Below are 19,939 nucleotides of genomic sequence, written 5' to 3'. Positions count from 1 at the left end.
TTTAGATTATCTTTCTAAGCACCCGGAAAATTGGCCTTTCTTTTTTCCAAAAAAGCAGTGGTTCCCTCCTTAAAGTCCAAAGTACCAAAACAACTGCCAAAAGCCTCTATTTCCGCTTCGAAACCGTTTATACTATTGTTAAAACCAGCATTTACCGCTTTTATTGCATAACTAATGGCCACAGGGGAATTATTCGATATCTTACCTGCAAACTTCATACAGAGATCCATCAGATGTTCCTGCTCAACCACATAGTTGACCAAGCCGAATTGCAATGCTTTGGCAGCATCGATCATGCCTGCTGATAGTATCATTTCCAAGGCCCTTCCCTTCCCTATAAGTTGCGGTAACCTCTGTGTTCCTCCATATCCCGGTATCACTCCCAGGGAAACTTCGGGAAGACCCATTCTGGCATTATGGCTGGCTACCCTAAAATGGCAGGCCATAGCCAATTCCAAACCACCCCCCAAGGCAAATCCGTTTATTGCGGCTATGACAGGAGTGGATAGGTTTTCTACAAAATCGAACAATCGTTTCTGCCCTTTTGCGGCTAGTTTTCCACCTTCCTTAACGGTAAAATTGGCAAACTCGGAAATATCGGCCCCGGCCACAAACGCTTTTTCACCACTCCCCGTCAAAATAATGACCTTTACTTTTTTATCCTGCTCCAAATTCTTAAAAGCGTAATGCAGCTCTTCTATGGTTGCCTTGTTAAGCGCATTTAATTTAGTTGGTCTATTTATGGTGATGACGGCCACCTGCGCTTCTGAAGTAATAAGTAAATTTTCGTATTTCATTGTTTTAATATTAATTTAATCCAAAAAGTATTAAGATACCCGGTATGGACTTTCCAGCCGATACCGATTTATATATTTACACCTTCATTGGCAATAGGAAACCGAACCGTAAACACAGTGCCCCTTCCTGGTTCCGAAGTAAAGTTGATAGTTCCCTTATAGGTTTCCACAATATTTTTTACCATCCCAAGACCAAGGCCCATACCGCTGGTCTTAGTTGTAAACTTAGGTTCAAATACCTTGTCTTTAGACTCCATTGAGATTCCCATACCGTTATCTTCCACGGTCATTTTAACAAAATTCCCATCTCTGGAAACGGTCACCAAAACATTGGGGGCATCTACATTCACAATTGCCTGGGTGGCATTCTTGACCAGATTGGTAACTACCCTAATCAATTGTGTACGATCCAATTTGGCAATTATCTCCTCTTGGTCGGAGGAAAAATGAATATAGTTTTCATCAAAAATATCCACCGCCATTTTTACGATCTTCACTACATTTAAGGTCTCATTCTGCTGGGCCGGCATATTGGCAAAATTGGAAAATGCCGAGGCGATACTGCTCATAGTATCAATCTGCTGAATCAATGTTTTTGAATATTCGGAAACCTTTTTTGTAATATCGGGATCATTTGGATCGAACTTACGTTCAAAATTCTGCACACTTAGACGCATAGGCGTCAGTGGATTTTTAATTTCATGAGCTACCTGCTTTGCCATTTCGCGCCATGCCTGTTCCCTTTCCCCTTTTGCCAATTTTGCTGCGCTTATTTCCAGCTCGTCTATCATTTCGTTATAGGAGGTAATCAACTTTCCAATTTCCTCACTCGGATTCTCTACAATTATCTTTTCGTTCCTTTTGGTAAGGTCGGTCTGATTCAATCGGTCCGAAATGGTCTGCAAGGACCTAGTAATATACTTGGAGATAAAATAGGCTAGGGCAATTGCCAGGAGTAACAACAAAAGGTAAGCTCCGGTTAACCTCAACAAAATCTCCTTCAATTCCTTATCATTAAAGGAATTATCCTCAAAATAGGGCAGGTTTAAAATCCCCACATGTTTAAACCTTTTATCGTCGATGTAAGTGTAGGATGCTTGATAACTATAGCCTGCAGCCGATTTTTGTTCCACGTACCTTTTGTTAGGCGAGGACGCCAGATTGTTCAGCACTTCTGCTTCCAAACATGTGGAAATGGAGTCTACTTCAAATTTGGGCCTAGAACTTTTAATTAATTGGCCCTGTAGATCATAAATATTAAAATTGATATTCTGGACCAAGGCGATCTCATAAATTTCATCCCTAAAAATAAGGCCTAAATTTTCGGTAGTAACCGGGTATGTTGTCTTTTGCAGTGCCAGATCAATACTCTGTTTGATCTGTTCCTCCTTCCGTTCCATACGATCTGCATGGTAGTCCCTGTTTTGTTCGCTGTACTGGTATATGGTAACGGATGCAATCAAAATAAATGCGATTACCACCCAAAAAATCATGGAGATAAAAATTCGGGAACGCAAGGAGAAGTTTGTGAGCAACTGAAATCTAATTTAGACTTTAAAGGTAACAATTATCACGCCAAAATTAATGGCAATTTAGCATCAAGTAGTGCCTAAGCTTCAGGATCTTTATCGCGGATCCGCTTGTAAAGCCTTATACCCAACATTAAAAGCACTCCCAGTACAATAATACCGACAACACCAAAAATCCAATTGAAAGTTCCCTTTAAAATCACCAAGAAAACCACTGCAAATAGAATCAAGGTAGCCCCTTCGTTCCATATGCGCATAAATTTGGAGGTGTATTTCACCTCATCTCGCTGCAACTGTTTAAAAATCTGATGATTTTTCAAATGATAGGCTATCAGTAACAGTACAAAGACAAGTTTTATATGCATCCACGGCTGTTGCAACCAGGCAGGATACAAAACCAAAAGCCATATAGCAAAGAAGGTGGCCAAGACCGCGGACGGCCATGTAATGATAAACCACAACCTCTTGGTCATCAACTTTAGTTGGTGGGTTAGGATTTCCCGCTCCGGTGACGTTTTTTGATCGGCTTCAATATGATAGATAAACAACCGGGGTATATAGAACAATCCCGCAAACCAGGTAACTACAAAAATGAGGTGCAAGGATTTAATATAGTTGTAATAGTCGGTCATACAAGTTCTATTGTTCCGTAAAGATAGTAGACGGATTTCTGAAAAACTAATCTTTGGTATCCTTACTGGTTTACACCCCTAATACAGGGGTCAATACCAACTAAAAAATCTCCCAATTTTATTCACTTTCTGAAAAATGTCCTCTGTATTTGTTATGGTAAAAAATGCAATATGCCTTACAATCAGAATAGGGTTTATGTGAATGGATTAATTTTTTAAGCAATAAGACTTTAATCCCTGCAAAAGTTACGTAATTTGGGTAAATGCAAAAGAAATTATCCATTATAAACCTGCTCTCGGTGATTTTGGTCATAGCTGTAAATTATGTTTCGCAGGCTGTCCGCATTAACGATACCACTATAGGGGAATTAAGTCAGCGGTACACCAATCTTTTCACTCCTGCCAGCTATGCCTTTGCCATTTGGGGCCTTATTTTTTTTAGCTTGTTGGCCTATGCCCTATTTCAAATTAAAGTTGTTTTTTTTGATAAGAAAGAACTTGCTTACATAGAGCAGACGGGATATTGGTTTGCCTTTGCCAATGTATTGAATGGGATGTGGGTGATTGCCTTTGCATATGGGTACATGGGCTTAACCGTAATTATCATGGCCGGAATCCTAATCTCCCTAACAAGAATTATTATCAACACCAATATGGAACGATGGGATGCCCCTAAGGGAATAATAGCCTTTTCCTGGTGGCCGATTTGTCTTTACAGCGGATGGATTACCGTTGCCACTATAGCCAATATTGCCCTTTATTTAACGAAAATAGGTTGGAGCGGTGGTTTTCTTACAGAAGTGTCATGGACCATTGTTCTAATGGTAGTTGCCACATTGATAAACCTGGTCATCATCTACAAAAGAAACATGCGCGAATTTGCAGCTGTTGGGGTATGGGCACTGTTCGCAATTTATATTAGGCATCAAGACAGCATGGAAGTCCTGGCTTATACGGCATTGGCGTGTAGTGCTGTTCTGCTATCGGTAATATTGGTCCATGGGTATAGCAAAAGGAAATCCAACCCCTTTTTAAAGCTTTGAATTATTAAAAACCCGGATTCTTTATTGGGTTCGGTGTAAATATCATCTTCTTGGACTTTAGAATGTTGAATTCTTAAAGCTTGTGTTACTTATGCTTTTCCATCAAGGTCGCCCTCACTTCTTTCCTCAAAAAATAGCCCGTAACCAGGGTGGCCAGGACATCGGCAATGGGGAAGGAAATCCAAACTCCCAGTTCTCCCAAGTAATTGGGTAAAATTAAAATGAGCGGTATAAAAAAGAATCCCTGTCTACTCAAGGTCAGTAATAGAGCAGGAACGGCCTTGCCAATGGCCTGAAAATAGGCCGCACCAATCAATTGAACTGCGATAATAGGTGTAGCCGCAAAGACCCAGCGCATAGCTGAAGGGGTATGTTCCAATACATAGGCATTCATAGCCAATTCATCTGCGGTCATTCCTGGCTGGTTGCTCAAAAACAGGGCCGCAATCCCTGCCGGAAAAATCATAAGCCCTACAAACACCACAAATGCCAAGCTGGCAGCGTATAGGATGGCCGTATTGATCGACTCCCGTACCCTTTGGTATTTTTTTGCTCCGTAATTAAAGCCTGCAATAGGTAGAAATCCCTGTGTAACCCCAAATACGGGGAACAGGGCAAACATTAGCATCCGACCAATAATGGCGTAAACCGCTATCATGGCCTCTCCTCCCAGACCAAAGAGAATGTTGTTCATCAACAAATAGATTAAACTTATTACGGCCTGTCTGGACAAGGTTACGAAACCCAAAGCGCCTATTTCCCTTAGAATGGGTCTATCCAGTCCAAAATGGGACCATTTCAATTTTAATTCGGAATTCTGGGAAAGAAAAAAGTACAGTATATAGGCAAAACATAGAAAATAGCCTATAGTAGTTGCCCATGCTGCCCCTTCCATACCCCAATCAAATACATAGATAAAAAGATAATCCATCAAAAGATTTCCTACCGAGGGGATTATCATGGCGTTCATGGCAAATCTTGGTTTACCTTCCGCTCTAATGACCGTATTTCCCATCATACACAGCGCCAAGAATGGCACTCCGTACAAAACAATGGTATAATATATTTTGGCCGGACCAAAAATATCCCCCTTGCCCCCAAAGGCCGGAATTAGGCTATTAACATAATAGAGTCCCAAAATCACCATAACTATGGTAACCAGAAGTGTTAAACTTATCTGATTTCCAAAGGTCTTTAGGGCCTTTTCCTTATTGTTTTCACCCAGGGCACGCGAAATAATACTAGATCCCCCAATACCAATGGCCATACCTAGGGCCGCTATAAAAAAGGAAACTGGAAGTACTACATTGATGGCCGCAATGGCTATGGAACCGATCCAGTTGCCAACAAAAATAGAATCGACCAGCACGTTAAGTGACATGACCAAAATGCCTATTGAAGCGGGAACTGCCTGTTTTACCAGCAATTTACCTATAGGCTCACTACCCAACTGTTCTGAGGATACCTTGGCCATTACACGGGAAGAGTTTCCTTAGCCTGCCAATCCCCTATCCATTTCACCATTAAATTCACCCAGGCTTCATTGTCGTTTAAACAGGGGATATGCTTGTAATCTTCCCCTCCTGCTTCCTGGAACTGCTGTTTTCCTTCCATGGCAATTTCCTCCAAAGTTTCCAAACAATCCGCAACAAAGGCCGGGGTAATTACTGCCAAACGTTTAATACCCTCTTTCCCAAAACGTTCAAACTCAAAGTCGGTATAGGGCTTTAACCAGGGATCGTTGGGCAAGCGGGATTGAAAGGAAAGGCTTACCCTATCATCGGAAAGACCCAGTTGCTCCTTTACTTTTCCGGTCATTTCATAACATTGATGACGATAGCAGGTATGATGTGCCACCGAATTGGTCTTACAGCAGTTGTCATCAATCTTGCAATGGAATTTTGTAGGGTCGGATTTTTTTATGTGTCTTTCGGGAATGCCGTGATATGAAAATAAAATGTGGTCGTATTCAAAACCTTTCAACCCTGCTGCAATACTTTCGGAAAGCACCTCAATATAATCCTGGTTATTGTAGAACGCGGGTAGCGTTGTTATTTTAACCTTAGGAAAAAACGCATCCTTGACCTCCATGGTCTTGACCACCACGGTTTCATAGGAAGACATAGCATAATGAGGGTATAGTGGAACCAACAGCACCTCGTCCACCCCTTTTTTCGTAAGTTCCTCCAAAGCGTTCTTTATCGTCATACTTCCATAACGCATCCCCAAGGCCACGGGAATTTCACTTTGTTCTTTTACCTTTTGTGCAAAACGTTCGGAAATTACTATTAAAGGAGATCCCTCTTCCCACCATATCTTTTTGTAGGCCTCGGCCGATTTTTTAGGTCTAGTCTGTAAAATTATCCCACGCACAATAATATTCCTTAACCATTTGGGAACATCAATTACCCTTTCATCCATTAAAAATTCATCCAAATAAGGTTTAACATCCTTAGGGGTGGGACTATCCGGGGAACCTAAATTTACCAACAAAACTCCTTTCATTCTTCCTTTATTATCAATTTACCTGTGCAACAAAAATAACACATGCAGAGCAACTATGATTTAAATCCTATAAATAGTTTAACTATACCGGCATAGACTGAATCAATTTATAGGGAATGGGTAAAACAGTATTATTTTAATACCATTAGGTATTTTATTTTCAACAGCCGTAACATGTTTACAAATTGGCAATTTCCTGTCTCGAAAAGGAATATTATGGGGTTATTGAAAGTTCACCCAATAATATACTGGCTCGAAGTTTTTATATTGAACAGATTTTAGTATGTTAAAGTCAATATTGAACTTAAGTAAGACCAAAATGGAAAACATATTAAAAAACATAGACAACCAGACGCTCATTTACGCTACTGGCACATTCGTCCTTTTGGCTATTCTTTACATCATCACGTATTTTACCCTGCGCAAACTGGGGAGTAATCCAAAATATCTCATTCCCAAAGATGCCATGAAAAGAGTGAGCATGCCACTTTTTATACTATTCCTCTCCCTTTTGGTCCGTTCAAAATCACTTCATACCCTATTGTACCTCAACGATTATAGCTTTGTTATTAGAAAGACCAGCACTTTAATGATTATATTTTCTATAACCTGGTTGATTTTGGTGGCTTTAAAAGTTGCCAAAAAATTGATTATCCAAAATTATGATGTAAAGACATCCGACAATCTCAAGGCTAGAAAAATATATACCCAATTCAATATCCTGGAACGGATTTTTATCGTAGTGGTGGCGGTACTGGCTTTGGGGGCCGCCCTGATGAGTTTTGATAGCATAAGGGAGATTGGACTTAGTCTTTTCGCTTCTGCAGGAGTGGCGGGTATTATCATAGGTTTCTCTGCACAGAAACTAATTGGAAGCATCTTGGCCGGAATCCAGATTGCCATTACCCAACCCATTAAATTTGATGATGTGGTGGTGGTGGAAGGCGAGTGGGGCCGGATAGAAGAAATTACACTGACTTATGTAGTGATTGAGATTTGGGACAAAAGGCGGCTTATTGTCCCCACCACCTATTTTATAGAAAACCCCTTTCAGAATTGGACCAAAACATCGGCGGATATTCTAGGTACTGTTTTTATACATACGGATTATCGTGTTCCTTTTGACAAACTGAGGGAAGAACTCACTAGGATATTGTCGTCCTCGGAATTGTGGGATGGCAATGTAAACGTATTGCAAGTTACGGACGCCAAGGCCCAGAGTATTGAGATAAGGGCCTTAGTGAGCGCAGTGGACTCGGCCACCGCATGGGATCTAAGGGTTTTGGTACGGGAAAAACTAATTGGTTTTTTACAAGAGCATTATCCGGAAAGCCTACCACATACACGATTATACCTTAGCGATGATGCCCAGCCCAACTCTTTTAAAAAGTAATCCACGGCCCCAATTGATTGGCACGAAAAATGATGCCTTAATACAAATAAAACGTTAATTATGCCCCAAGCCTTTATTCCTATAAATTTTTAAAGCATTTTTAACAAAAATTTGGATTCGGTATGCGCTTTTGTTTAGGTTTTCTTCTGCTATTCTTATCCTATGTCATCTCCGCCCAAGAAGAGAACAGCCTTTTATGGGAGATCTCCGGCAATAATCTACAGCAAACGTCCTATTTGTACGGTACCATGCATGTAAGTCAGAAAATAGCCTTCAGATTGGACGACGTTTTTTACGAAGCTTTGGACAAAAGTGAAATTGTGGCCTTGGAATCGGACCCGGATAGTTGGTTGGAAGACTATGGAAAAATGCGTAGTGGCGGAGTTGGATATGGAACCGGCTTTATTACCAAGGGCTTTTATTTATATCCCTTTGCCATCAAAAACCCGACCAAGGAAACCGTGTCCTCTTACCTCTCCCTGGACGATCGGTTAGTGAACAATATTCTCTACCGCACCAATGAAACTTCCCAAAACTTTGAAGAGGAAACCTATTTGGACATGTTTATTTATCAGGCGGGCAGAAAGTTTTCCAAACCCATAGTGGCCTTGGAAGATCTGGAAGAATCCAGCGCTTTGGTTGGTAGGGCCAATATGAATGCCATGAAACCCAAACCTGACGAATGGCTTCAGAAAAAAATGCAGACCCAGGAGGTGATGTCACTTTTGCAGGACGCCTATAGGGAACGCAACATAAATCTTATAGATTCGCTTGACCAGGCCATGTATACGGAGTATTACTTGCAAAACATGCTCTATGCCCGTAATAAAAATATGGTACTGAGATTAGATTCCTTAATGCAAACAGCAAAAGTGTTTACAGGTATTGGGGCCGCACACCTCCCTGGAAAAAATGGGGTAATACAACTGCTTAGGAACAAAGGGTACCAGGTGAAACCACTTACTTCCAGATTTTCCAACAAAGGACGGGCCCTAAAAGATTCCCTGGAAACCAAAATCCTGGACAATGAATATTACCTAAGAACTCTGGATGACGACCTTTTTAGTATTCTCCTACCCAATAAACTCTATCCCATAGCAGAATATACCAATACTACCTACGTATCTCCCGATTTGGCTAACGGTAGTTATCTTATGGTGAACCGCATCCCCACTTTCTCCTATTTAAAAAAAGACTACACCTACAGCTTGGAAGATGTGGATAAACTGTTGTTCGAGAACATACCGGGCAAAATCCTTGAAAAAAGGAAAATAGAAAACGGGATATATCCCGGATTGGATATTAAAAATCAGTTGAAAAATGGTGACTTTCAACGTTATCACATTTACATAACCCCATTGGAAATACTCATTTTCAAAATGAGCGGACACGGTGATTATGTAGTAAAACATTCCGATACCATTTTTAACAGTATACAATTCAAGTCCTTAGAAAAAAAACGAACGGTACTTTTTTCCCAATTCGATGATTTTGAAGTCGAAATGCCTCCTATATACAATTTTACCAATCGGAAGCGAAAAGGTAATAGATTTATTGAAGGTGTAGATCCCGAAACCTCCTCCTACTACTTTCTTAAAAAAGCTACTTTAAATGATTTTAATTTCATTGAAGAGGACACCTTTGAACTGAAACAAATACAAGCCCGATTTTTTGAAGACCTTAAGTTGAAACCTGAATATGGGCCTTATGACAATCAGAGTTTGACTTCTTCCGCCAACTTTAGCCCCAACGGAGCACAAAAGTTATATTTAAAGACTGTTATTAGGAACAACCACTATTATCTCTTGGGCAGTGTTTGCAAGGATAGCACGGATGCCAAACATTTTTTCGATTCCTTTAAGGTAAGGCAACAGAAATATACCGAAGTGTTTAAAAAAATTCGGGATACTGCTTTGTTTTTTTCAACAGTCAGCCCTGTTGATCCTCCCAAATTTGTTGAAAACAGTAATAACTATTACGAACGCCACAAAAAACCAAAACCTTACAGCGCATACACCAAGAAATCTGTTTATCAAAATAAAAATAACGAGGCTGTGCTTGTTACTGTTAATAAGGCCCATGATTTTCTAATGTTCCCCAATATTGATTCAGTATGGAGGTTAAGGAGAAAATTGTATGCTCAAAATACGTTTAAGATTATCCGGGAGCAACGGCCAAAGTACAACAACAAATATCACGAGATGAACATAACCCTAGCAGATACTGGTAGCACTAGGGGAATAATGATCAAAAACATTGTTAAAGGCGGTTTACTTTACGAAGTAAAGGCCCTTATAGATACTGTTCTGCCCCCAAGTAAGTTTGTCCATGAATTCTTCAAAAACTTCTCTCCCCATGATACCCTTATAGGTTCCTCAATCCTAAGCGATAAAACAGCCGGTTTTTTCAAGGCTATAAGACAGAACGATAGTATTGTCCTTGATGGCTATCCATTTGTGCAGTTTTACAAAAAACACGAGGATTCCCTTAAGTATTACATTTCCGAATTCAACTTTAAGGACAATCAAAAATATTTGCAGGCACATTTAATCCAAAAATTGGCCCAAATGCAAGATGTGGACGCCACAAAGTTCTTTGAGGCCTACTATGCCAAATCCTACAACAACTCCAAGGCTCAAACAAAAATACTACAGGCCATTAGCAAAAGACAAAATGAAAGCTCTTTAGAACTTCTTTTACGCCTTATGTCAACCGATTTGCCTTTGGTATCCAGCAAACAGGAGATTCAAAATATATTTCAGCCCTATTTGGATAGTCTGCCCCTTGCGCGCAAATTATTTCCGGAAATCCTGGACTACAGTGCCATAGAGGAATATAAATCGCCCATTTTCTCAATGCTTGCCAAGCTCAAGGCACGTGGCTTGATAAAACCGAAAAGCTACAAGAAATACAAGAATCAGATTTTAAATGATGCCAAGATCCAGTTAAAGAGGCAGCTGGGCCTCTCCATGGATCAATTGACAGAGGAGTCACCAAATACATCTGGCAACAATTACGACATTTTGGAGAATTATGCCATTCTACTTTATCCGTTTATTAAAGAAATAGAGGTTGCCGCATTCTTCAGACGTCTATCGAAGGTGGAAGACCCCGAAATACAAACGTCATATATTGCCCTAATGATTAAAAATGAAGAAAACCCTCTGAATGGTGAAAACAAAATACCGAAAAGCCTAATAATATCACTTGCTGAAAACCCTGAAACACGCTTAACACTATTCGAGAAATTACAGCGTATTGGCAAATTGAATTATTTTCCTGCCACCTACAGAAATCAACAGGCTATAGCCGAATCCATACTCTACAATACTTTGGAATTAAATCCCGAACAATACAACATTGAATACATCAAAGATCAAAAATTGTATTATCCCAACAACAATTACCACGGCTATTTTTTTAAAGTAAAAGATAAGGATAAGTACAGTAATAATTTAAAGATGTACTTATTAGCTTTCAAAAAAAGAAACCAAATTGAATCCAAGCCCTATTATATAAATAAAGGTTTTAACATTGCAGACATTAATACCGAGGAAGAAGTATTGGAGTTAACTACCGAGGAGTATAATTTAAAGGATAGGCCACGTGCGATAGTGAACAACCCTTCGGCCTACCCTGGCTTTATGCATTAATACTATACTTTTTGGCATTAATACAAGGATATATGCCTCTAACCCAAACTAGAGTGATTGGGATAAATAAAAGAATCTTTAATAATAAGTAGCCATTTTTGAATGGTTGCCCCAAATAATTATTTATATGTATATATTAAACAAGTTTAATCTGTCCGTTACCAGGTTTTTATGCCTCTAAGGTTGGACTCGCCCTCCTGATACCGAAATGCACATACCAATAAGTATTAAAAAATTATAATTCATTTATATATAACAATATATAAACTTTTAAATAAACTATAAATTCATATTAATTCGATGAAACATATACTCTGCTTTCTAATATTAATTGGTTACAATCTCCCTGGAGCTGCCCAAAAACTAATTTGCTCAACACAGGACAGGGAAGCCTTTAACACCAAAATAATGGCAATTTCCAATATTAATGCTCAAGATATTGGCCCTACAATGGTTGCGGTGGGCAAAACCTTTATTGGAATTCCCTATGTGGCCAAAACTTTGGAGATAGGAGAAACCGAATCCCTGGTCATAAACTTTCAGGGGTTGGACTGTACTACTTTTGTTGAGAATGTTTTGGCTTTTAGCCTCATGCTTCATAATAAAGAAAAGGAATTTAACAGCTTTATCGACCACCTTGAAACCATTCGGTATAAAGACGGAAAACTCAATGGTTACGCCTCACGGCTGCATTATTTTTCAGAATGGATCGCCAACAATGAGCAAAAAGGCCTATTGCAGGATATGACCTCCCAAATTGGAGGTGTGGAAAGCAGTAAGCCCATTAATTTTATGAGTACACATCGGGAACTGTACCCTTTTCTCAAGGATGCGGATAACTACAGGAAAATACAGGCTTCAGAGGAATTTCTTAAATCGCAGTCCATCTGTATACTACCACAGGAGCAGGTAAAGACACAGGAGCACCTAATCCAATCCGGGGACATTATTGCCCTGACCACCTCAATAAAAGGACTGGACATTACCCACACTGGAATAGCGACCATGGAAGCAGATGGAAGAATACATTTATTGCATGCTTCCACGGGATCCATGGAGGTAGAGGTCTCCAAATTACCATTGGCCGATTACCTAAAGGGCATAAAAGGAAATACGGGAATTATGGTAGCACGCCCCTTATAGCCCCATGAATCATTGTTCTTAAATTGGACTTTCTCAAATGATATGCCCTAATCCCAATTTAGGATAAAATAAACGTAATTGCAGAAGACTTATAAAAGTTGTTCCATAGGCCCACAGGCGAATTTCGAATTATGTGACAGTACTCCCAAAGGCCGGCGCAACACAATTTCATAGGCTTCTCTATTTTGCACCCTCTTGAAGGGCTGTCTTTAAAATCTTTCCCACTTTTCGGTAACCTTTTGCGTTGGGGTGCAGACCATCCGAAAAAAGACTGGCATCAATTTTCTGGTCCTTGCCCAATAACACTCCCCCGATATCTGCATAATCCACATTTTTAGAGGTCGCCAATGCAGCTATTCCAGTGTTTAAATTACGCATACGCTCCTCCTTGCCTACCCTTGGAAACAACCCCAGCACTAACAGTCTTGCTTTTGGCTGTCTTTCTTTTATGGCATTGATCACCATTTCCAATCCACCGAGAATCTCCTTATCCGTATTGAGGTGTTCATTGTTGGTGCCGATCATAAGCACAATTTGCTCAGCTTCAAAGCCATCCAATTCATCGTGATAGATGCGCCATAATACATTTTCTACCCTATCCCAACCAAAACCAAAATTCCGTACCTCCAATTCGGCCAAATTGGATTTCCACGAATCTGCCCCGCTGCTTAAAATTGCTTTTGGAGAACCGCCCCAATAATGGGTGATACTGTTTCCGAAAAAACATATTTTGGGAGCACTTTCCCGATTCATTTTCAATAACTCCTGATGACGGCCCTCCCAAGGGTACATTTCGGGCTCCCTGGCCTGGGTTACCGGAATTGTCGTGGAAATGATTCCAATCGGCTCCTTCAATATCTCGCGTAAGGCCTTTTCATAGGCAAGGGCATACTCCATCATTCCCAAATCCGTTGGGTGGGTACCATCCACAAAACTCTCCATAGACAGATTCAATTCTTCCCGGGTCAACAAATGTATATCCCTTAGCCCGTCTGACTTTAATTGAGCAAATGCCTCCTTGGCAATTCTATTCAAATCGGTATAGGTCTGAAAACGATCAGCATCTACGGCCCCATCGGAATATCCGTCGTGCTCCACCACTAAAATTGGGGTTGTGGGACGTTTTTTCTTTATTTGTTGCACTGCCGAAATAATTAGCTGCCGTACCTCATCCAGTGAACGGTCCTTGGTTGCACTCAAATTGGGCAAACAATCCAGCACAAAGATTTTAGCATCAATTTCCGTAATATAATTGAGCACCTCTTCTTCAAGTCGCCCATTTCCTGAAAAGGCCAAATTTATCAGGGGTCTATCCAATTTTCTCCCCAGTATAGAGGACCAAGCCATTCCTGGGCGGGAGGCACAGCCACCTTGTGCAATGGAAGTGCCATAAACCACAACAGGTTTCTCTCCTCTTAAGGGCAAAGCTTCCAAAACAGCATCCACTGGCACTCCTATTTCCAACCATTCTACCTCATTATACAATGGCAGGTACAATTGGTACTCCCTTCCCTTGGTATGATATTTCTCATTTGGGTCTATGTTGGAGTAACGATATTGTATGGTATCGGCAAAGGAATATTTTCCTCTATACCATCTCCAATCCCCATCAGCGGTCTTGGCATATAGATCCACCCCGCTAACCCCGGTTGCCGGCATGTGGGGCATGGCATGGTTCCCTTTTACCTTGTATCGCACCGTTATAGATTCGGCATCACTTATAAATCTAATGGAGAGACCGGCTGAATGTTTGGACAAGTTCCAGACCGCTTCGCGGACAACTCCCTCGGCCTGTTTTGGCAATCTGTGATATCTTGTAGCCACCTGATCAGGCCATGCCTGGCCTTCAACCACCAACGAATTGGATTCTGCAGGATTATACCAAGAAATAGCTGTATCCTCTTGGGCAATTGAAAATTGAAATAGCAAAATTATTGCCCATAAAACTAAAAGCGACTTTTTTTCCATATATACTTATTCTTTTATTTTTCTTTTAATTGGCACCCAGACCTCTTCTTCCGAATTTGAGTTGTTGTTGCTGTATTTATCGCCCATAATCTCGAAATGTTCCCTATGATCCAATTGATAGTCGGATTTTGGCAACCATTCCCCAAAAATATACTGAGCCGTTCGGGGAAAATCACTGGGCAAACCCTTATGAATAAAAACGGCGTACAATCCTCCCAACAAGGTATAGGACTCCAAACCTTGTGGCAAAAACTCAAAATCTTCCACCTCACCAACCGCCCATTTTTCAAATGGAATACTGTCATTAAATTCCGGAAAACTCAGCTGCCTATCATATATTTGCATACTGATTAAATGGGCGCCGATTAAATTCCCAATTTCCTTTCTTCTCTTCATAAATCCCTGCCACAGTTCCCTGGTCCTATCCCGAGCCATAGACATTACCAATCGTTGTCCGATCAATTTTTTTTCAGATACTACTTCTATTCGAGGTTCCATTTAAAATATTACACTGATATAAAAATATATCTATTGATTTCTTCATATTAAGTCCTTCCAAACTAAATTGCCAGCGCTTTTTAAAGAGAATTCAATAGCTAAATATAAGCACTTGATTACAAAGATTTGGACTTTCAAAAAACCTTTCTGTCATCGAGCTGGCAATCATCGCATTTTTCCTACTTCAATTAATATTTGAACCAGACAAGTACATCTTTGAAACAATGGAAAAATGAAATTAAACCTCTATAAAAATTCATTGTAACGCTTCAATTACATACCCATTGGTTGGTCTAATATCACAATATGCCGCTTTTAGCACCATGACTGGCATTTGGTCGGGGAATTATGCACAAAATCTACCCATTGTACCATTTTTCTAAATGGATTAAACACAAAAACCAACCTTCCGGTTGGTTTATATAGGTATTCCCACAATAAGGCATTAGCCAAAGGGTAAATTAAGTGCCTTTTAATTTACAGATAGCAAAGTAACTTCAAAAATAAGTACAGAGCCCCCAGGGATTCCATTATAATCCCTGCTACCGTATCCCAAGTGGGCAGGTACCAAGAGTATACCACTTCCCCCTTCCTTAAAATAGGCAATCCCCTCTGTCCAACCGGCAATAACTTGGTTTAAACCAATAGTAATACCCTCTGCATCACTTTGATCGAAAACCGATCCATTACGAAAATATCCCTTATAGGCCACCGTTACATTGGAACTGGCCGTGGCCTGTGTTCCCGTACCTTCTTCTTCTATTACATAATAAAGCCCCGAGTTACTTCTTTCGGCGGTTAAATTGTTCTCCTCAACATAGGCCTGGATTTCCGCCTCGTTCTTGGCAACATAATCAATATTCTCCTCCGTTTTCTTATCGATATCACAGGAAATAAAAAGTATTAAGGCCAAAGCAAATAGTGTCCTCCTCATAGTTATTCTTTTTTAAGGGCCAAATATAGTAAAATAGCTAAAGCCACCTAGGCCGGTAGTCTTATTTAGGTGTGTAAATTTTAGTTAATTATAAAAAAACAAAACACCCTTAAAAACTTTTTTGGAAGCCTTTAAGGGTGTTCAATTTTCCACTCTATTTATTATTATACCGCAAAGCCAGGCCGGTAATTTCTGGTTACAAACTGATTTGCTTCCTCAAGATTGGTAATACGCATATTTTCCCCATCCCAAAGCAATTTCTTACGTGCAAAAAACTCCATCTTCCCCTTCTCATTTTCCCTTTGCAACAAATAGCTACGTATGGCAAGGTTCCCCATTAGGACTGTCTCTGTCATAGGCCCTGCATAATCAAAGGACGAGGTAAGCCCAAGATGCTCCTTACTGCCAAAACCAGCCTTACAGGCTTCTATCCACAAGCGTTGATGTCCGTATTCAGGTTCATCATTTGGCTCCACTTCCGGACCAAAATCCGTTGAACCATCGTTCATATATAATTTAGGCATTAAAGGGGAACTATCGTTAATATTGGTAGAGATAATTCCCTTTTCACCAATGATCAATACCCCGTTCTGACTCCCTTTACCTCCAATATCATCATCCGCTGGAATAATCTCTGGGTGTGCAGGGCGTATACCTCCATCGCTCCAAGTCATTTCTATGGGAGACTGACTCTTTTCCGTAGCCCCAAAGTGCAATGTTATAAATGAAGAAGCCGGACATCCTTCTGGATGATAATCGGCATTCCACATATTGGTATAAACAGCACCCACGCTACATTCTGCATCCGTTGGATATTTAAGCCCCAAAGTCCTAAAGGGAATATCGATCAAATGACACCCTACATCTCCCAGAGCCCCTGTACCGTACTCCCACCATCCTCTCCAGCCAAAAGGATGTAAATTAGGTGTGTAAGGCTTAAATTCCGATGGCCCCAGCCATAGATCCCAATTAAGGTCCTTTGGCTTTGCACTTGGATCCGGCTTGGGAAAAGCACCACCCTGTGGCCAAACAGGTCTATTGGTCCATACCTGTACCTTTGATATCTTACCAAGTTCCCCTGAATCCACCCATTTTTGAACCATGCCCAATAATGGGTTGGAACCACCTTGATTCCCCATTTGAGTTACTATTTTTTTACTTCTGGCCATCTCGGTCAGCATTCTTGCCTCCCGTATATTGTGAGTCATTGGCTTTTGCACATACACATGTACCCCTCGCTCCATGGCATAGGATGCTGCAGGTCCGTGTACGTGATCCGGGGTGGAAATGGTAACGGCATCGATGCCTTTTTCCTTGTCCAACATCTCCCTAAAATCTGCATACAGTTTTGCTTTCGGGAAGAGTTCAACAGATTTCTTTGCCGATCCTGAGAAATCCACGTCACATAAGGCAACCACTTTTTCCCTGCCTCCTACGGAAGCATTGCGAATATCACTGGCACCCTTTCCGCCCGCACCAATGGCCGCAATGTTCAATCGGTCACTGGGAGCAGTATACCCAACGCCTCCAAGTACATGCCTAGGCACAAAAAATATAGAGGATGCCATAGCGCCCTTTTTGATAAAGGATCTACGCGAGTCCACAGATTTTTTAGATTTTTTTTTCTTCATAATTATTGATTATTAGATTTTTATATTGACCATATTATCCACATAAGTCCTCCCAAAGCCGGAGATACCGCAACAACATTGCCATACACCTAAGCATATCAAGCATAGGGATATAGCAATATAGAACATATCCGCAAACATAATCTCTAAGATTTTCTCAAATACTACTACAATTTTAACCCTAATTGCAAACCCTGACCTCTTGAAAATGAAAAGTTTATAAAATGTGTGATAAAATCCCTCAAAGTTGATTTCCGCCTACACTGGGAAATTTGCCCGTCCACTTCCTCCATCCCGTCCCAATTTTAATGGATAATAAAATTCCAGAATTCCATACCAAATACAAGGAATCCGTTGCAAGGGGGAGGATACTTCCCTTGCCAAGCAATAAAATATCATACATCTGTAAAAAAATCTTCCTAAGGACGCCAATACAACAACGCAGCCGTATCTTTTAAACTTATTCCTGTAATTATCACCAACCTCCACCGTCTATTCATGTATGCCGGCAGATTGAAATTAGCATTCCTTACGAACATTTTATATAACCCTTATTTTGGGCCAATTCAATTATTCCAATACCATTAAGAGATTATTTATGATTTTTGTACTTCTTTTTGTAGTGGCTTGTTTTCTCGCATATAGCAATGGGGCCAATGATAACTTTAAAGGTGTGGCCACCCTCTTTGGCAGTGGGACCACAAATTACAACCGGGCCATAAATTGGGCTACGTTGACTACATTTCTTGGTTCAGTAACTGCTATTTTTTTAGCCAGTTCACTGGTCAAAAACTTCTCGGGCAAGGGCTTGGTCCCGGATGTATTGATACAGGCCCCTGAATTTGCCACATCCATAGCCCTAGGAGCAGGGATAACAGTATTCCTGGCCACAAAAATAGGGATGCCTATTTCAACTACCCATAGTTTGGTAGGTGGTCTTTTCGGAAGTGGTATTGTAGCTGTGGGAAGTGCATTTAATTTTAATCTGCTCGGCAATACATTCATAATGCCCTTAATTCTGAGTCCACTGATGGCTGCCGGGGCCAGTATAATCATCTATCTCCTTTTTAGACGATTACGTAATTTGTTTGGGGTCTCCAAACAAATGTGTATTTGCATTGGCCAAGAATATGTACCTGTTTTTGACAATTTGAACAAGACGAATCCTGCGGTTGATGCCATTGGCCCTTACAAATCAATTAAGATAGATGAGGAACAAAAATGCATTGAAAGGTACCAGGGAGCCTTTTTGGGTTTAAACGCCCAAAAACTACTGGATGTTGCCCATTTTTTAAGTGCAGGGGTGGTTAGTTTTGCCAGAGGTTTAAACGACACCCCTAAATTGGTAGGCCTGCTCATTGTAATAAACAACCTATCCATAGAATGGGGCATGATTGCCCTTGCCGTTGCAATGGCTATTGGAGGATTATTAAACGCAAAAAAAGTAGGCGAAACTGTAAGTAAAAAGATAACCCCAATGAATCATGGGCAAGGGTTTACGGCCAACCTCATCACTGGTCTTTTGGTAACCACAGCAAGTATACATGGACTGCCCGTTTCTACAACCCATGTCTCCGTAGGCTCAATTTTTGGAATTGGGACCGTAACCAAAAAATCGGATTTAAAAGTAGTACGCAATATTGTTCTTTCTTGGATACTAACATTACCTATAGCAGCCCTTATAAGCGCAATGGTCTATTATTTGTTGTCCAATATAGTTCGTTAGCCCTTCTTAATCAATGCCTCGGTTTTAAGAACGTAAATACGGCTTTCCTTTTCCTTAAAGCCCAAACTTTTATAGAGATTAATGGCTTCGATTCTCTTGTCTGCGCTAAAAAGAAGGATTTCGGTAAGACCATTTTGCTTTCCCAACTCCACCAATTTCTCCATCAGCTTCCTGCCAATTCCCTGGCCCCTGTGCTCCACATCTACGACCACATCCTCTACCCAGCCCTTAATGCCAGATATTACTGTATAGGTACACATTAAGGCCATTCCCAATACCTTATTGTCATCAATGCAATACACCAAACTTATAGGGTTCTCAGGATCCAGTACCTGCTTCAGGTCTACCTGTTTTATATCGGCATTCAATTGGCGGAACAATCCGGCCAGTTGCTCCTCCATTTCCGAATTTATATCGGATTCTTGTAATAATGCTATTTTCATGGGCTCTCTTTAGACTTAAGCTCTAAAATTTGAAAATTTTTATA

At 40.6% G+C, this 19,939-nt stretch carries 15 protein-coding genes; 5 read left to right on the top strand and 10 right to left on the bottom strand.

All coding sequences use genetic code 11. The features are described 5' to 3' along the window. Positions 1-14: 14 nt before the first annotated feature. The 3 genes from QSE00_RS16520 to QSE00_RS16510 form a co-directional block, all read right to left on the bottom strand. Positions 15-797: an enoyl-CoA hydratase/isomerase family protein gene (locus tag QSE00_RS16520; RefSeq protein ID WP_110356131.1), complete on the bottom strand. Its 783-nt coding sequence runs from the start codon at positions 795-797 to the stop codon at positions 15-17. Between the two features lie 68 nt (positions 798-865). Then, entirely contained in the window at positions 866-2,290 is a 1,425-nt protein-coding gene (locus QSE00_RS16515; protein ID WP_110356132.1) for a sensor histidine kinase, read from the bottom strand. 116 nt (positions 2,291-2,406) lie between these two features. Beyond that, positions 2,407-2,958, bottom strand: coding sequence for a CopD family protein (locus QSE00_RS16510; RefSeq protein ID WP_286106800.1), 552 nt, complete (start codon positions 2,956-2,958; stop codon positions 2,407-2,409). A 263-nt stretch (positions 2,959-3,221) separates the two neighbouring features. Here QSE00_RS16510 and QSE00_RS16505 point away from each other — a divergent pair, with 263 nt between their 5' ends. Next, positions 3,222-4,001: a tryptophan-rich sensory protein gene (locus QSE00_RS16505; protein WP_286106798.1), complete on the top strand. Its 780-nt coding sequence runs from the start codon at positions 3,222-3,224 to the stop codon at positions 3,999-4,001. An 85-nt stretch (positions 4,002-4,086) separates the two neighbouring features. On the opposite strand, the gene QSE00_RS16500 is transcribed toward QSE00_RS16505, so the two are convergent. After that, a complete protein-coding gene (locus QSE00_RS16500; protein ID WP_286106796.1) occupies positions 4,087-5,475 on the bottom strand; it encodes an MATE family efflux transporter in 1,389 nt (462 codons plus the stop codon). After that, the gene (gene hemH / locus QSE00_RS16495) at positions 5,475-6,506 is read right to left on the bottom strand and encodes a ferrochelatase (protein WP_110356136.1); all 1,032 of its coding nucleotides are present in this window, start codon (positions 6,504-6,506) and stop codon (positions 5,475-5,477) included. Before hemH ends, QSE00_RS16500 begins: the two co-directional genes overlap by 1 nt. A gap of 319 nt (positions 6,507-6,825) precedes the next feature. Between hemH and QSE00_RS16490 the strand changes: the two genes are divergently transcribed. From QSE00_RS16490 to QSE00_RS16480, 3 genes are all read left to right on the top strand, one after another. Beyond that, complete coding sequence (locus QSE00_RS16490) at positions 6,826-7,899, top strand: mechanosensitive ion channel family protein (RefSeq protein ID WP_286106795.1); 1,074 nt, start codon at positions 6,826-6,828, stop codon at positions 7,897-7,899. A gap of 122 nt (positions 7,900-8,021) precedes the next feature. Beyond that, positions 8,022-11,552, top strand: a complete 3,531-nt coding sequence (locus QSE00_RS16485) for a TraB/GumN family protein (RefSeq protein WP_286106794.1) — start codon at positions 8,022-8,024, stop codon at positions 11,550-11,552. 300 nt (positions 11,553-11,852) lie between these two features. Further along, positions 11,853-12,695: an N-acetylmuramoyl-L-alanine amidase-like domain-containing protein gene (locus QSE00_RS16480; RefSeq protein WP_286106793.1), complete on the top strand. Its 843-nt coding sequence runs from the start codon at positions 11,853-11,855 to the stop codon at positions 12,693-12,695. Between the two features lie 180 nt (positions 12,696-12,875). Here the strand turns inward: QSE00_RS16480 and QSE00_RS16475 are convergent, their stop codons facing one another. The 4 genes from QSE00_RS16475 to QSE00_RS16460 all read right to left on the bottom strand — a co-directional run bounded on the left by QSE00_RS16475 (position 12,876) and on the right by QSE00_RS16460 (position 17,726). Next, positions 12,876-14,663, bottom strand: a complete 1,788-nt coding sequence (locus QSE00_RS16475; RefSeq protein WP_110356139.1) for an SGNH/GDSL hydrolase family protein — start codon at positions 14,661-14,663, stop codon at positions 12,876-12,878. Between the two features lie 6 nt (positions 14,664-14,669). Continuing rightward, the gene (locus QSE00_RS16470) at positions 14,670-15,161 is read right to left on the bottom strand and encodes a GyrI-like domain-containing protein (RefSeq protein WP_286106792.1); all 492 of its coding nucleotides are present in this window, start codon (positions 15,159-15,161) and stop codon (positions 14,670-14,672) included. A gap of 472 nt (positions 15,162-15,633) precedes the next feature. After that, the gene (locus QSE00_RS16465; RefSeq protein WP_286106791.1) at positions 15,634-16,095 is read right to left on the bottom strand and encodes an FKBP-type peptidyl-prolyl cis-trans isomerase; all 462 of its coding nucleotides are present in this window, start codon (positions 16,093-16,095) and stop codon (positions 15,634-15,636) included. 164 nt (positions 16,096-16,259) lie between these two features. Beyond that, positions 16,260-17,726 carry a Gfo/Idh/MocA family protein gene (locus QSE00_RS16460; RefSeq protein ID WP_110356142.1) on the bottom strand — a complete coding sequence of 489 codons (1,467 nt, stop codon included), beginning with the start codon at positions 17,724-17,726 and terminating at the stop codon, positions 16,260-16,262. Between the two features lie 598 nt (positions 17,727-18,324). On the opposite strand from QSE00_RS16460, the gene QSE00_RS16455 reads away from it, so the two are divergent. After that, complete coding sequence (locus QSE00_RS16455) at positions 18,325-19,452, top strand: inorganic phosphate transporter (RefSeq protein ID WP_110356303.1); 1,128 nt, start codon at positions 18,325-18,327, stop codon at positions 19,450-19,452. On the opposite strand, the gene QSE00_RS16450 is transcribed toward QSE00_RS16455, so the two are convergent. After that, entirely contained in the window at positions 19,449-19,895 is a 447-nt protein-coding gene (locus QSE00_RS16450) for a GNAT family N-acetyltransferase (RefSeq protein WP_110356143.1), read from the bottom strand. The two genes, QSE00_RS16455 and QSE00_RS16450, sit on opposite strands and share 4 nt — an antisense overlap. Positions 19,896-19,939 lie beyond the last annotated feature (44 nt).

It is taken from the genome of Arenibacter flavimaris (assembly GCF_030291335.1).
Classification (GTDB): Bacteria; Bacteroidota; Bacteroidia; order Flavobacteriales; family Flavobacteriaceae; genus Arenibacter.
The sequence above is the reverse complement of the archived record's forward strand: the minus strand, read 5'-3'. Positions and strand labels throughout refer to the sequence as shown.

Bases quoted from the DNA above. Each gene is read 5' to 3' on its own strand.
- QSE00_RS16470 (WP_286106792.1), bottom strand. From the start codon at position 15,161: ATGGAACCTCGAATAGAAGTAGTATCTGAAAAAAAATTGATCGGACAA.
- QSE00_RS16520 (WP_110356131.1), bottom strand. From the start codon at position 797: ATGAAATACGAAAATTTACTTATTACTTCAGAAGCGCAGGTGGCCGTC.
- QSE00_RS16450 (WP_110356143.1), bottom strand. From the start codon at position 19,895: ATGAAAATAGCATTATTACAAGAATCCGATATAAATTCGGAAATGGAG.
- QSE00_RS16505 (WP_286106798.1), top strand. From the start codon at position 3,222: ATGCAAAAGAAATTATCCATTATAAACCTGCTCTCGGTGATTTTGGTC.
- hemH (WP_110356136.1), bottom strand. From the start codon at position 6,506: ATGAAAGGAGTTTTGTTGGTAAATTTAGGTTCCCCGGATAGTCCCACC.
- QSE00_RS16460 (WP_110356142.1), bottom strand. From the start codon at position 17,726: ATGAAGAAAAAAAAATCTAAAAAATCTGTGGACTCGCGTAGATCCTTT.
- QSE00_RS16475 (WP_110356139.1), bottom strand. From the start codon at position 14,663: ATGGAAAAAAAGTCGCTTTTAGTTTTATGGGCAATAATTTTGCTATTT.
- QSE00_RS16515 (WP_110356132.1), bottom strand. From the start codon at position 2,290: ATGATTTTTTGGGTGGTAATCGCATTTATTTTGATTGCATCCGTTACC.
- QSE00_RS16485 (WP_286106794.1), top strand. From the start codon at position 8,022: ATGCGCTTTTGTTTAGGTTTTCTTCTGCTATTCTTATCCTATGTCATC.
- QSE00_RS16490 (WP_286106795.1), top strand. From the start codon at position 6,826: ATGGAAAACATATTAAAAAACATAGACAACCAGACGCTCATTTACGCT.
- QSE00_RS16480 (WP_286106793.1), top strand. From the start codon at position 11,853: ATGAAACATATACTCTGCTTTCTAATATTAATTGGTTACAATCTCCCT.
- QSE00_RS16465 (WP_286106791.1), bottom strand. From the start codon at position 16,095: ATGAGGAGGACACTATTTGCTTTGGCCTTAATACTTTTTATTTCCTGT.
- QSE00_RS16455 (WP_110356303.1), top strand. From the start codon at position 18,325: ATGATTTTTGTACTTCTTTTTGTAGTGGCTTGTTTTCTCGCATATAGC.
- QSE00_RS16510 (WP_286106800.1), bottom strand. From the start codon at position 2,958: ATGACCGACTATTACAACTATATTAAATCCTTGCACCTCATTTTTGTA.
- QSE00_RS16500 (WP_286106796.1), bottom strand. From the start codon at position 5,475: ATGGCCAAGGTATCCTCAGAACAGTTGGGTAGTGAGCCTATAGGTAAA.